A 14,611-nucleotide genomic window follows, 5' to 3' on the forward strand; every position below is an offset into this window, starting at 1 on the left:
AATGTCAAAAAGTAATAAAAAAACACCACATAAACACATCATTTTTTGCTAACAGAAAGTTAATTCTTACAATTAAACAAGTAGTGATCTATTGAAATTCTAGATTTAAGGCTTATCTTTACCGTTTAACCCCTTTTTGTATACAAAATGAGATTATCTTTTTTTATTTTTCTATCAGCCTTTATTTTATTTTCTTCTTTTAATTTAAAAAAGAGTGAAAAAGAATTTCCTATCCAAAATCCTAAAAATCAAACCGAAATCAATCGTGATTCTCTTATCGTTTTTGCAAAAAAGCATTTGGGAATTCCTTATGTATATGCAAGCAGTAATCCGCAAAAAGGTTTTGACTGTTCGGGTTTTGTTAGTTATGTGTTTAAAAATTTTGGAATGACGCTTCCTAGAAGTTCAAGCGGATATAAAAACATCGGTAAGGCTTTAAAACCAGAAGAATTTAAAGTTGGAGATATTTTAGTTTTCTACGGATACAAAAACAGAAATGTTGTGGGGCATGTCGGCATTATTTGTGAAGCCAACGGAATGCAGTCGAAATTCATTCATGCTTCATCAGGAAAAGCGCAGCAAGTAACTATAACAGCGCTTGATACAGAACACTATACCAAACGCTTTTATAAATGTGTCGATGTTTTATCGGAATAAGTTTATTGCTGTTTTTTCGTGCAGATTTTGCAGATTAGTTGATCAATGAAGTCTTTTTTAGCTTGTTGTCATAAATAAATCTTCGTGAAATCCATTTTTTACTCTTCAGTCAAAAGTTTTATAAGACTTTCATCTCTTCCATAAATATCTTTATAAAAGTTTAGATTTCCTTCGCGATCTACCCAAGCCGTAAAATAACCGATGTAAACGGGAACTTTTTTCTTTAAAGTGTACCAGCTTTCTTTTCCAGCGTGCATTGCTTTATCAATTCTTGCAGGATTCCATTGCGGATCGACTTTTAATAATTCTATTGCCAATTCACGAGGTTTTGCCACGCGTACGCAACCATGACTAAAAGCTCGGCTCTCTCTTTCAAACAAACTTTTTGAAGGAGTATCATGCAAGTAAATATTACTTGAATTTGGAAATAAAAACTTTACCAAACCTAAAGAATTATTTTTTCCTGGAAGTTGGCGAACTGCACCATTATTCCATTCTAGATTTTTTTTCTGCAAATAGTTTTTATCTTTTGCCATTCCAGGTTTAATCTCCGATTTGATAATGCTTGGAGGCACATTCCAATACGGACTGAAGACAATATTACTCATCATTCCGCTAAAAATAACTGTTTTTGTCATCGCACGTCCTACCACAACTGGCGATACAAAAGCGATTTTTCCGTCTTCAACTATATATAATTTAAATTCAGGAATATTAACTTCAATGTATTTTTGACCTTTTTCTAATTCAGGATCAATCCAACGACAGCGCTCCATATTAACAATAATCGTTTTAATGCGTTCCGAAACTGGAATATTCAAATCAGTAATATGTTCTAATAAAATGGTGTTTTTGGGAGTGTATCCATGGCGAACTTCATAGTTTTTAATCGCTTTCATTAAAGTGGTATCGCAAACCGCACTTTTATTATCTTCTTTAAGGTCTTTGGTCACAAAAAGCCTTTCTCTTATCTGAGCCACAACATTTGATGAATCGCCAACTTTTATAGCTTTATAATCTTCATCTGTTTCGATCGTTTTCCAACCACCATTTTTTTCAATTTCTCTATACTCTTTTAAAGCATCTCGAAGTTTGTAATATTGGCTAAACATCTTTCTTTTCTTATCGTCAAGAATAGTTGTTTTTTTAAAAATAGAATCTGAAAGCACTTGATAGTTTAACTTTTTTCGAGGTAAAAGCCATTCCAAAGAAATACTGGTTTTTTCATCAAAACCTGCATATACTTTTTCGGCATAATAGTAATACAAGTTAGAGAGCAGTAGATCGGTATCTTCTTTGGATAATTTCTTGGTTGGATTATTTTCGAAAACAGAATTTAGTTCTTCTTTATAAGGATAATTAGCTTTCAATCCTTCTTGATCTAGATTTTTGTATTGATTGAATAATGTATTACCAAACTCAACTACTCCTTTATTATCCTGCCATAATTGAGTTGATTTGTTTTTTTGATACAAAGAAGTTACATCGCCTTTAAATTTCTCCAATTTCGGATAATTTTCATAAAATTTTGCGATTCGGGCAGTATCGATAGTAAGTTTTAATTCTGGAATTTTTTCAACTTTTTTTATCGCTTTTTCCTCTTTTTTATCAGCTTTCGAATTACACGAAAAAACAACGAAAAAAGCAACAGCAATTACAGGCGCATACCAAATTTTCATAACTTAAAATTTTTGATTAAAAGTAGAAAAAATTCTATTAAATCAAAGAACTCAGCAATAAATCTTAATCTTATTTTTTTGAAGTTTAAGCGGTTAATAAAAAAATAAAAGCTCCAAACAATTTACATGTCTGGAGCTTTCGCCATATAACCAACCTATTAAAAATCTTAGATAACTGTACCTTTTAAAGTAAGTACTTTTGGTGTTGTTTCTGCACTAGTTGTTACAGTAACTGTTTTTGTAAAAGCACCTTTGTTTGCAGCATTGTAAGTCGCAGTAACTTTTGCAGATTTACCTGGCTGAACTGGTTCTTTTGTGTAATCTGTCGCTGTACATCCGCAAGATCCTTGAACGTTTGTAATAACTACAGCTGTTTTTCCTGTATTTTTAAATTCGTAAACAATTGCTTTCGGAGTTCCCTGCGGAATTTGTCCAACATCAATTGTTTCTGCTTTCCAAACAATTGTAGAAGCAACTGTAGCTTCTGAAATTTCATTCTCTGAAACTAAAGATTGTACTGGTGCAATTGCCGAAAAAGACATAAGGCCTAAAGCCAAAGCTAACATCGAAATTTTGATCATTTTCATAACTGATATATTTAAAATGGTTTGTAGTTCATTTTGATATTACAAAGGTAATTCAGACAAATTCATGTTGCTGTTAACTGGTTCCAAACGTTTGTTAATGACTTGTTAACCGCCTGTTTTTAGGCCAAAATTGATTAATATTACACTCTCAAAATTCTTTATTCTTGAAAATTAATAAACTCAACAGCATCATTCTCTTAGGATTGGTAGCCATCATCAGTATTTTGGTGGCACAATTGTTATGGACAAAAGAGGCTTTTACAATTGAACAAAAAAAGCTTAGCCAGAAAGCACATATTGCTTTATTGGAAGTAGCTAAAAAACTATACGAAGGAACTAATCACGAACTGCCTGTTCAAAATCCCGTTCAGAAAATTGCAAACGACTATTATATAGTAAATGTCGATAACGAGTTTGAACCTGATATTTTAGAATTTTATCTAAAGACAGAATTCAAAAAAATGAACATCACGACCGATTTCGAATACGCGATGTACAACTGTCAAAGCGACGAAATGATTTATGGTGATTACATTTCACTTTATAAGAAAAAAGCAGAATGTAAAAAGACCGTTTATTTCCCTAAACATAAAAATCTCGTCTATTATTTTGCCGTTCGTTTTCCAAATGAAACTACTTATTTATTTAGTTCGATGCGTTTTTGGTTTATACTTTCAACAGCATTGATTCTGATTTTATTGATTTATGTTTATTCTATTTTTAAGCTTTTACAGCATAAAAAATATTCTGAACTACAGCGTGATTTCATTAATAATATGACGCATGAATTTAAAACGCCGCTGGCTTCAATTCTTATCGCTTCTAAATATTTGATTGAACAAAAGCCTATTAAAGAAGACAAAAAATTGTATACGTACACTGATATTATTATCAATCAAGGAAATAAATTAAATGGCCATATCGAGAAGATTTTAAATATTGCAAAATCCGATTATGCCCCTTTGGAACTTAAAAAAGAAAGTATTTTAATTGTACCCATAATTGAAGAGGCAATTGAAAACATCCAATTAAAATATCCTGAAGCTTCTATCAAAATTGAAACTTCTTCAAAAGAATATTTGCTGGAAACCGATGTTTTTCATTTTGGTAATTTAGTTTATAATTTACTGGATAATGCAGTGAAATATTGCAATGAAAAACCAGAAATTACTATTAAATTCACAGAAGAAAACAATTGTTTAAAACTAGAATTTATTGATAACGGAATTGGAATTACTCCTAAACAAATATCTTTTATCTTTGATAAGTTCTATAGAGTTCAAAACGAAAAGAGTAATGAAGTTAACGGATTTGGACTCGGTTTATATTATGTGAAAGAAATCTGCAGTCTGCAAAACTGGAAAATAAAAGCCGAAAACAATAAAGAAAAAGGTGTTACTATAACTTTATCAATTCCTAACAAAAAATGAGAAATTTCAAGATACTATATGCCGAAGACGACGAAACCCTTGCGTTTTTAACCAAAGATAATTTGGAGCAAAATAATTATGAAGTTATTCATTGTTCTAATGGAAAGTCTGCGCTTAAAATTTTCGAAGAAGAAGAATTTGATATTTGCATTTTTGATATTATGATGCCAAAAATGGATGGTTTTGAGCTTGCCGAAGCAGTTCGAAAAATTGATGTCGATGTTCCGATTATTTTCCTTTCGGCTAAAACTTTAAAAGAAGACCGCATAAAAGGTCTTCGTCTAGGCGCAGATGATTATTTGGTAAAACCTTTCAGCATTGAAGAATTACTGCTGAAAATTGAAATTTTCTTGAAACGTTCACAAAAAAATATTTCTCCTGCAAAAACAATTTATGAAGTAGGAAAATATCATTTTGACACTAAAAATTTCATTCTTTTTAATGATGAAGAAAAGGTTGGTTTAACGCAGCGTGAAGCCGAATTATTGAAACTTTTTCTAGATCATAAAAATTCTGTCTTAAAAAGAGAACAAATCTTAACCTCTTTATGGGGAACCGACGACTATTTTATGGGAAGAAGTTTGGATGTTTTCATTTCTCGTCTTCGTAAAATCCTTGCCAATGAAGAAGGAATATCAATTGAAAACCTTCATGGAATTGGGTTTCGATTTTCTATTGGGTAAATCACAATTCTGTTAAAAATAAAGAAAAATCTGTAAGTAATTTTTAGAAAAACTTTGTATTTTTAATATCTAATTTTCTTGGATATGAAATTACATCATTTGCGAAATGCCTCGTTGGTAATTGAAACAGAAAAGCATGTCATTTTAGTTGACCCAATGTTAGGTAAAAGAAAAACAATTCCGCCTTTTACTATTTTCAGATACAAACCAAAACGAAATCCTTTGGTGGCTTTGCCAAAAAACAGTCGTGACATTTTAAGTCGAGTTACACATTGCTTGATTACACATTTACATCCGGATCATATAGACAAAGCTGGTGAAGTTTTTTTAAGACGAAAAAGCATTCCTGTCATCTGCAGTTCTAAAGATGAAAAAGCTCTTGTTCAAAGGGGTCTTAGTGTAATTCAAACTTTGGAATACTGGGAACCGCAAAAATTTCTTGATGGAAAAATCACTGGAATTCCTGCTATTCATGGCTACGGGTTTATTGCGAAGTTAATGGGAAATGTAATGGGATTTCTTATCGAATTGGCAGATCAAAAATCAATCTATATTAGTTCCGACACCATTTTTACAGCACATGTAGAAAAAGTTTTAACGCAATTTAAGCCCGACATTTCAATTGTTGCCTGTGGCACTGCAAGATTAGATATCGGACAGCCTTTATTAATGCGAATGGACGATATTTTGAAATTTGTGACACTTGCTCCAGGAAAAGTTCTCGCCAATCATTTAGAAGCATTAAATCACTGCCCTACAACAAGATTGCAATTACGAACTGCACTTTCAGATCATGGACTTTTAGCCAAAACTTCTATTCCGAACGATGGCGAATGTTTGGAGTATTAATTCGTAAATAATCTTAAAAAAACGAATATCATTTTTTTTATTTCTTATTCTTTTATAAATATTATATTTGGCTCGCTAACCAAATCAAAATAAATGAACGATTTTTTAAGAAAGATACATTTAGTTAAAGATATTTCTATACAATTACCTGTTTCAAAAATAGATTTCATACAAAAGTTTAGAAATCATGTTGACCAATCTGATTTAAGTTTTGTTCCTTTTGAAGTTTTTCAATCAAGCAGAAATGAATATAAAGGCAATATCTCTAACAACAGTTTTGAATTAAGAAAAAGAAGAAAATTATTTGACACCAACTATTCATTTGCAAAAGTAACTGGTCATTTTACAGAAGAAAATAACCAATTGAATATAAATGCCGAAATTAATGGCTTTAGAAAAAGAATGCTTTTATTTTTAGGAATAGTGGTGATGTTCTATTCCATATTTCTTTTTGCATCTCTTTTTTTAGGCAGCGACAGTACTGTTCCTTTTTTTATTTTACCTTTTCTTTTATTTCATATGTCTTTAATGCTAGGAATTCCCTATTTCGTTATAAGACGAAGTGTAAAAAGAATGATTTATGATATAGAAAGAGATCTTCACTATTGGGTAACAAAAAATTAGTTGCGCATTTTTTTTACTAAAGCACCAATAATCCGAATTCACGCAAAGTATTTACTGGTTTTGAATACCAAAATAATTCGAAATCTTCTAATGAAGTTTCGAAATCATTTTTGACTTCTTGGAAGGTATAATTTTTAGCATTTGAAATAGAAATTTTAGACAAGACTGAAATCAGCCACTCCCCTTCTTCTTTGCTGGTTTGAATATTGAAGCTTTCTTTTTTATCGTGAAAGGTTAAAGACATCATTTCCCAGCTTCTTCCTTTTTTCGATTTGGTAAAAATTTCTACAGATGATTTTCCGCCAAGCCAAACCACTTTTGCATTTGGTTTTGTATTGAAGTCATTTTGTTCCTGAAGTGCATCAAAAATAAAATCGGGATGAATTTTGGTTTTCGGAATTTTAAAATCAAACCAATCTTGCAATTCGTAATCAAAACAAATTCCGTGCATAAAATTAAAAAGCGATTTCTTCAATCCGAAACTGAACTTGTCATGATTGATTCCTGTCGCATCCGTATACTCGATATCGTTATTTGCAAAAGTTCCAATTGTTTCTGTTTTCTTAGTCACACCAAATTTTTCAGGATATAACCCAACGGGGCTATGCGCCGTTAAAGCAAACTGATGCCAAAATCCAGACTGTAAAACTCCTGCTTCAAACAATTGGCGAACCATTTCTAAACTATCAACCGTTTCTTGGATTGTTTGCGTTGGATATCCGTACATTAAATAGGCATGAACCATAATTCCTGCTTCGGTAAAATTTCGGGTTACTTTTGCAACTTGTTCAACCGTAACACCTTTGTCAATTAATTTCAATAATCGATCTGAAGCAACTTCTAAACCACCTGAAACAGCAATGCAACCTGAAGCCTTCAGTAACAGACATAAATCTTTTGAAAAACTTTTCTCAAAACGAATATTAGTCCACCAAGTTACGGCTAGTTTTCTTTTTAGAATTTCAAGCGCTAAAGCACGCATTAAAGCTGGTGGTGCAGCTTCATCAACAAAATGAAATCCGTTCTGACCTGTTTTTTCGATCAATTCTTCCATTCGGTCGCAAAGCAGACTTGCAGCAACAGGTTCGTATACTTTGATGTAATCTAAAGAAATATCACAAAAAGTACATTTTCCCCAATAACAGCCGTGTGCCATTGTGAGCTTATTCCACCTTCCGTCACTCCACATTCGATGCATCGGATTAACAATTTCGATAACCGAAATATATTTATCCAAAGGCAGATCTGAATAATCTGGAGTTCCTACGTAAGCTTGTTTATAATCGTGTTTTAAGGAATTATTTTTATAAACTACTTCTCCATTTTCCAATAAAAATGTTCTTTTGAAAGAATTTGAGTCTGGATTTTCTAAATGAAAAATTAATTCTTCGATAGGAACTTCTCCATCATCTAAAGTGATAAAATCGAAAAATTCGAAAACACGTTTATCAGAAAGCGAACGCAATTCGGTATTGGGAAAACCTCCACCCATCGAAATTTTAATTTCAGGATGATTTTCTTTTACCCATTGCGCACATCTAAATGCGCTATATAAATTCCCTGGAAAAGGAACAGAAATTAGAAATAAAGTTGGTCTTACAGCTTCAATTTTGGCTTTTAAAAGAGATATTAAAATCGAATCGATATAAGTTGGTTCTTGCTGTAAAGTGTCGTACAATTCATCAAAAGAATTGGCGCTTCGTCCTAAACGTTCGGCGTATCGGCTGAAGCCAAAATTCTCGTCAACACATTCTACAATAAAATCTGAAATATCTTCGAGATATAAAGTTGCCAAATGTTTTGCTTTATCCTGCGTTCCCATTGTTCCAAAAGCCCAATCTAGTTCTTCTAGCTGTGCAAAACGTGAAGCTTCTGGCAGAAAATCTTCCTGACAAATCTGCAAAGCCAAAGTTGGATTTTTTCCCTGCAAAAACTGGATTACAGAATCGATCGTTTTAATATATTCGTCTTGAAGAGCAAAAATTCGCTTAGAATTATCTGAAACCTCAGCGTTTGCAACTTCAAACCTGAAACTTGAAACCTGAAACAAATCAACTAATCCCTTTTTAGAAAACAATTCCAAAATCACATCAATACCCAAATCAGCCTGAACTGATTCTATATTTTTAGTATTCAGAAAACCTTTTATATACGCCGTTGCCGGATACGGGGTATTCAGTTGTGTAAATGGCGGCGTAATTACAAAAAGTTTCGTTTTCAAAAGAGAATTATTTTTTTGCAAAAATACGGGATATTTTGAGACTTTTCAGCGTTTCAATTTTTGATTTGAATTTGTAAACATTTAATTACATTTGTCGTAATCCAAATGACTCTAATGAAACATAGATTACTTTTTCTTTTTTTCTTACTAACGCTACAACTATTTTCACAAAGCAAAAATCAATCAATTGGTTTTAAAGAAAATAAAGGTCAAATTATCGATCAAAATGGCAAACCTAATGCCGACGTTAAATATTTACTGAATTCGGCAGGCTTAAATGTTCAGTTAAAGAAAAATGGATTTTCTTATGATATTTATGAAGTAAAGAAAATACCGATTGATCGTTCATTAACAGCAAAAATACTTCCCGAAAAAGATAATAAAGAAAAAGAAGATTTCAATCTAGGATATATTTTTCATAGAGTAGACATTGATTTTGTAAATTCAAATTCTAAAGTTGAATTAATTACAGAACGAAAGTCATCTGATTTTGACAATTATTATAACATAATAAATAGACCCGAAGGCATTCTGGAAGTTCATCAATACCAACAGATTACCTACAAAAATATCTATCCTAATATTGATGTTGTCTTTACAATTCCCGAAGATCCAAAAAAAACAGTTGAATATAATTTTGTTATTCATCCAAAAGGAAAAATTTCTGATATTCAATTAAAATTTAACGGAACCAAAACCGATTTGATTGATAATAAAATCCAAATGAATGTTCGTTTTGGAAAAATGGAAGAAACAATTCCTGCGAGCTGGATTGACGAAAAAGGACACAAAAAACAGATAATTGTTGGATATCAAAAACTAAAAAAAGACGTCTACGGATTTCGTTCTGCCAATTTCTTAAGTGGCAAAACAGTTGTTATTGATCCTACTCCAGTAAGATTATGGGGGACTTATTACGGCGAAGGCGACTCAAATGACTTTGGCGATATAGATACTGATAGTTTTGGCAATATCTATTTTACAGGCTATACCACTAGTACATCAGGAATTTATGCTACGTCTGGAACACATCAGACTACAGCTTTCGATTCGAGAAATATGCAATCTGACGCAATAATTGTAAAATTTGATCCTTCAGGAAAAAGAGTTTGGGGTACTTTTTACGGAGGAGAAAGTTGGGATCGCGCCTTTGGTCTAAAGATTGACAAACAAAATAACGTTGTAATTACTGGAAGTACAGACAGTAAAAGAAACATATCTTCAATTGGGGCTTACATTCAAACTACAACGAGTAATACTACTTATGCATTTCTTGCAAAATTTAACTCCTCTGGAACGAGATTATGGGCAACATACTTGGGTAATTCTGGTACAGATTCTGCCGAAGATGTAGATATTGATAGTAATGACAATATTTATATTGTAGGAAGCACAAACAGTTATATTGGATTTTCTACAAACAATAATTTTCAGGCTTTATTAAATCACTCCGGTATGCCTGCAAATAGTTTAACCGATGGTTTTTTGGCTAAGTTTAGCCCTAATGGAAATCTTATTTGGAGTACTTATGTAGGTGGCGAAAGCAATGATTATTTACATACCATTAAAGTTGCATCTGATTATCTTATTGTAGGAGGGAAAACTTTTAGTTTAAACTATATTTCTACTCCCGGAACATTACAAGAAAGCAATTATAAAAATGGCGTTAATGGTACGGTTTATAAGTTTAGTTTAGATGGAAATAGAATTTGGAGCACTTATTATGGTTCTGGCAATAGAATAAAAGCTGTTGTAAATGATGATGAAAATAATGTTTACATTGGAGGAGATTTATTTGGAAGTGATAACGATGATAATATTGCCTCGTCAGGAAGTTTTGATGACTACAACAGATGGACTCAAACTGGTTTTTTAGCAAAACTAAATAAAGATGGCCAGCGAGTTTGGGGAACATATTTAGGAACATCATCGGCTGTATATTCTTTAATTTTTAAAAACAATCATATTTATGTTGGTGGCGAAGGCGGTGATCAATCAATTACTACACCATGTGCCTACAAAAGAAATGGATTTGCTGAAGGTTACATTGGCAAATTTAATAAATCTGGCGGCTTAGTTTTTGGGACTTATGTAAATGGATTCGATCAATATTCTGAAAATAAAATTTGCTTTGAACATAATAATATTGTCATTGGAGGTACTACAGCGCAAGCCAATAACATAACAGATTCTAATTCTTATCAAAAAAATATAAACGGAAGAAAGAATTTTTATTTAATCAATTTTTCTGAAGAAAATAGCTGTAGCATTGATGTTCATCCTTCAACAAGTTCTCCTGTATGTCTTGGCGAAACATTATCTTTTAAAGCTGATTCTAATTCTGGATATAATTATTTATGGACTGGACCAAATGGTTTTACAAGTAATTTGCCTAATCCAACAATTGCAAATCCGTCAAGTGTAAATAATGGCGAATATCATTTAGTAGTAAGCGATGATTGCAATTGTGAGAAAACATACACTTTTGACGTTGTAATTGGAGACACACAGGCTCCTGTGCCAAACATTCCAGATCTTACAACTATATTAGGAGATTGTCATACTGAAGTAAAAATATTTCCAACAGCCACAGATAAATGTGCTGGAGCAATTACTGCTACAACCACGGATCCTTTATCTTATTCTGTTCCTGGAACTTATACAATAAAATGGGATTATGATGATGGAAACGGAAATCGATCATCTCAAAATCAAACCGTTATTATTACAAATCAACTTCCTGAGATAAATTCTTCACATACATTTTGCGTACAGCAAAACGCAACTTTAAGTGACATTCCAATTATTGGACAAAATATAAAATGGTTTGATACTTTTTTTTCAGCATCTGTTTTACCAGAAACAACTTTACTAGAAAGTCGCATTTATTATGTTTCGCAAGCACAAAACGATTGTGAAAGTGAAAGATTACCCATTACTGTAAAAATACAAGACACAACAATTCCGATTGCAAATTCTCCACAGGAATTCTGTATTCAAAAAAATGCAAAAATTAGTGATGTCATAATTGATGGTCAAAACGTCAAATGGTATGAAAGTTATTCTTCCACAAATAATTTAGCAGAATCAACTGCACTTGAAAACGGACTTACCTATTATGCTTCTCAAACAATAAGTGGATGCGAGAGTGATAGAATTCCAGTAACAATAGAAATTATTGAAGCAAAAAGTAGAGATTGCGTTCATTTGACTGAAGAGCTTCCTTATCCAAAATTCTTTACTCCAAATGGAGATGGTTTTAATGATACTTGGACAATCGATCCCGCTTATTTAGCTCCAAATTCATCTATTAGAATATTTGATCGTTACGGAAAACTGATAAAAGAATTAGCATTAAACACTTCTTGGAACGGAACTTATCTAGGAAATCAACTGCCTGCATCAGATTATTGGTTTACGGTTACAAGAATTAATGGGGCAGAATATAGAGGCCATTTTTCTTTAAAACGATAAAAAATAAAATCGTAAAGATTTATACTAAAAAGAAATTCTTTGTACTGTATAAATCTTTGCGATTACATAATTTTATTTCGTTTGTATTAAAACCCAACTCGAAATTTCTTCTAAAGCTATTGGTGAAAAGGTTTGTTCAATAGTTGCATATTCACTTGGAGAACCTGTCTTACATTCTTGAAATAAGTGATTTAAATTTGGTAATTCTTTAGTTGTTACTTTATTATTTCCTGCTTCGGTCAAAACTTTTTTAATATTTTCAAGATTAACTTGGGACGGAACCTGCAAATCTTTACTTCCGTTAAGTGCTAAAACTGGACATTTTACTTTTTCTAAAAAAAGCTTTGGATCAAGTTTTAAAAGAGTATAATTCCAAGGACTTGTAATTTGATCTGTAATGGTTTTAGCCATATCATCATTCCCTAATTTTGATCTAAAATAAGAATTGACCTTGGCTTTCAAATCATCATCGTTAACTATACTTTGCAAAATAAGGTCATAAGCACCTTTAAAATTTTCTTTATTCTGCTGTACAACTGCATCTGGAGCTCCCATTTGTTTTTCTATCAATTCTCTTTGCAACAGCAACAATTTATCGCCGCGAATTCCTGGTCCGGCAAGTAGAACTATAAATTTAACATCTTTAGAATTTCCAGCTATCATTGGAGCAATTATGCCTCCTTCGCTATGTCCGATCAAACCAATTTTATTTTTATCGATTTCTTTTCTCGTTTTCAAATAGTCTACTCCAGCTTGTACATCTTTTGCAAAATCATTAGTAGTTGCTTTTTTAAAATCGCCTGTAGATTCACCAAAACCGCGATCATCAAAACGTAAAACAGCTATTCCTTTTTTGGTAAGATAATCTGCTAAAACTAAAAACGGTTTATGCTCTAGTATTTCTTCATCTCGATTTTGCGCGCCACTTCCAGAAATTAAAATAACTACTGGAAAATTACCTTCTTTTTTAGGCATTGACAACGTGCCTGCGAGAGTCACTTTATCTGTTTTATTTTCAAATTTCACATCTTCTGTATAATAAGAAAATGGCTCTTTAGGTTCCTGAGGTCTTACAACTTCAACATTTCCCTTTGATAAATTAAGATCTAATGTATGTCCGTTTTGAATCAATTTCCCAACAAAAACATTATCAGCGCCCAATCTTCCTTCATATAAACCACCGATAGCAGCCATATTTAATTTCAATACCGAATTTTCAAAAGTAGTTGATGCAACAGGAATTCCTTTTGCATTTTGATCCGGACTATCCACTGTAGAACTATACCCTTTTTCTGTTTTAGTAATATTAAATAGGATCCTAAGTTCATTATTTTGAATTTTTAAGATACCCTTCCATTGTCCTGAAATATCTTGTCCAAACGATTGTGAAGAACTAAAAATTATGAATATAAAAAGTATTATTTTTTTCATTTATATGCTTAATTACTTAAAGGTTGTTTTCTTTTTTTTCTAAACTTTTAAACTTAAAATAAGAATAAATTATAGGAACAAAAGCAATGGTAAGGCCAATACCCACAAAAATTTTAGAAAAATTAAATCCCGAAAATAACAAGCCCCCTAAGATGAAAACAAAACCAGCCACAAGCCATAATTTTCCCGCAAAAGCATGAGTAGCTTTCCAAACCTGCTGATTTTCTAGTGTCCATGGTGTGCGAATTCCAATAAAATAATTAGGCTGAATGACTTTAAAATAATTTCCAAAAATTATTAGTAAAATTCCAACTGCAACATACATTAAACCCGGACTTGAAAAAGATTGATTTTTGGTTATATAAACAATAAATGTAGCCAGTAAAGACATAAATAAAACCAAGAAAAATTTAAGCTGATAAAATTTTCTCCCCATTAATGAAATTCTTTTTTTAGGATCAATTTTAGATGCTGCGGTCATTAAACCGTACATTAAAACAGGAAGCATAAAAACTAGAAACAGTAAACTAAACTTATTTCCCCAATTGTCAATTTGCCCTTCGTAGTTCCAATGTATCGGAACTCTTTCGGGAAGACTATTCCAAACTGTTGCCAAATAAATAAAAGGAATCGAAACAATTCCAATTATAGGGAGCTCTTTTCTTAATTCTAGATTCATATTATTATTGTTTAAAGGTTAGTATCCATTGTAAAACATCTTCCATTATGGTGGTATTGATGGAGTAAATGATGAATTGTCCGTTTTTTTCAGATGTAATTAAATCGGCCCGTTTTAAAATATCTAAATGATGTGAAATGCTCGGTTTAGAAATATTAAAAGCGTCTGCAATCTCTCCTGCAGATAAATCCTTCTGCTTTAAAAGATCCAGAATCTCTCTTCTAGTCGCATCATTTAATGCTTTAAAAATATCATTCATTATATTTATATATTTAGACAAATATCTAAATACTTTTC

Annotated in this window: 12 protein-coding genes; 6 read left to right on the top strand and 6 right to left on the bottom strand. The window is 31.9% G+C overall.

Annotated elements, in window-relative coordinates:
* Positions 1–147: 147 nt before the first annotated feature.
* A complete protein-coding gene (locus M0M44_RS23265; RefSeq protein ID WP_248727882.1) occupies positions 148–657 on the top strand; it encodes a C40 family peptidase in 510 nt (169 codons plus the stop codon).
* 98 nt (positions 658–755) lie between these two features.
* On the opposite strand, the gene M0M44_RS23270 is transcribed toward M0M44_RS23265, so the two are convergent.
* Both M0M44_RS23270 and M0M44_RS23275 read right to left on the bottom strand, forming a co-directional pair.
* Complete coding sequence (locus tag M0M44_RS23270) at positions 756–2,336, bottom strand: L,D-transpeptidase family protein (protein WP_248727883.1); 1,581 nt, start codon at positions 2,334–2,336, stop codon at positions 756–758.
* Positions 2,337–2,503: 167 nt separating this feature from the next.
* Positions 2,504–2,923: a DUF1573 domain-containing protein gene (locus M0M44_RS23275; protein WP_248727884.1), complete on the bottom strand. Its 420-nt coding sequence runs from the start codon at positions 2,921–2,923 to the stop codon at positions 2,504–2,506.
* A 164-nt stretch (positions 2,924–3,087) separates the two neighbouring features.
* Here M0M44_RS23275 and M0M44_RS23280 point away from each other — a divergent pair, with 164 nt between their 5' ends.
* From M0M44_RS23280 to M0M44_RS23295, 4 genes are all read left to right on the top strand, one after another.
* Positions 3,088–4,353: a sensor histidine kinase gene (locus M0M44_RS23280; RefSeq protein WP_248727885.1), complete on the top strand. Its 1,266-nt coding sequence runs from the start codon at positions 3,088–3,090 to the stop codon at positions 4,351–4,353.
* Positions 4,350–5,036 (top strand): response regulator transcription factor, encoded by a 687-nt coding sequence (locus M0M44_RS23285; RefSeq protein WP_248727886.1) that lies wholly within the window; start codon positions 4,350–4,352, stop codon positions 5,034–5,036. Before M0M44_RS23280 ends, M0M44_RS23285 begins: the two co-directional genes overlap by 4 nt.
* A gap of 84 nt (positions 5,037–5,120) precedes the next feature.
* Positions 5,121–5,885 (top strand): MBL fold metallo-hydrolase, encoded by a 765-nt coding sequence (locus tag M0M44_RS23290; protein ID WP_248727887.1) that lies wholly within the window; start codon positions 5,121–5,123, stop codon positions 5,883–5,885.
* A gap of 93 nt (positions 5,886–5,978) precedes the next feature.
* Positions 5,979–6,509 carry a hypothetical protein gene (locus M0M44_RS23295; RefSeq protein ID WP_248727888.1) on the top strand — a complete coding sequence of 177 codons (531 nt, stop codon included), beginning with the start codon at positions 5,979–5,981 and terminating at the stop codon, positions 6,507–6,509.
* Positions 6,510–6,525: 16 nt separating this feature from the next.
* On the opposite strand, the gene M0M44_RS23300 is transcribed toward M0M44_RS23295, so the two are convergent.
* On the bottom strand, positions 6,526–8,730 hold the full coding sequence (locus tag M0M44_RS23300; protein ID WP_248727889.1) for a B12-binding domain-containing radical SAM protein: 2,205 nt from the start codon (positions 8,728–8,730) through the stop codon (positions 6,526–6,528).
* A gap of 114 nt (positions 8,731–8,844) precedes the next feature.
* Here M0M44_RS23300 and M0M44_RS23305 point away from each other — a divergent pair, with 114 nt between their 5' ends.
* A complete protein-coding gene (locus M0M44_RS23305) occupies positions 8,845–12,204 on the top strand; it encodes a DUF7948 domain-containing protein (protein ID WP_248727890.1) in 3,360 nt (1,119 codons plus the stop codon).
* 72 nt (positions 12,205–12,276) lie between these two features.
* On the opposite strand, the gene M0M44_RS23310 is transcribed toward M0M44_RS23305, so the two are convergent.
* Genes M0M44_RS23310 through M0M44_RS23320 form a run of 3 tightly spaced genes read right to left on the bottom strand, consistent with a single transcriptional unit; the run spans position 12,277 to position 14,573 of the window.
* Positions 12,277–13,635: an alpha/beta hydrolase family protein gene (locus M0M44_RS23310; protein WP_248727891.1), complete on the bottom strand. Its 1,359-nt coding sequence runs from the start codon at positions 13,633–13,635 to the stop codon at positions 12,277–12,279.
* 16 nt (positions 13,636–13,651) lie between these two features.
* A complete protein-coding gene (locus M0M44_RS23315; RefSeq protein WP_248727892.1) occupies positions 13,652–14,314 on the bottom strand; it encodes an SdpI family protein in 663 nt (220 codons plus the stop codon).
* A gap of 4 nt (positions 14,315–14,318) precedes the next feature.
* Positions 14,319–14,573 carry an autorepressor SdpR family transcription factor gene (locus M0M44_RS23320; protein WP_111289072.1) on the bottom strand — a complete coding sequence of 85 codons (255 nt, stop codon included), beginning with the start codon at positions 14,571–14,573 and terminating at the stop codon, positions 14,319–14,321.
* Between the last annotated feature and the right edge of the window lie 38 nt (positions 14,574–14,611).

The sequence above is a fragment of the Flavobacterium humidisoli genome (genome assembly GCF_023272795.1).
In the GTDB taxonomy this organism is placed as follows: Bacteria; Bacteroidota; Bacteroidia; order Flavobacteriales; family Flavobacteriaceae; genus Flavobacterium; species Flavobacterium humidisoli.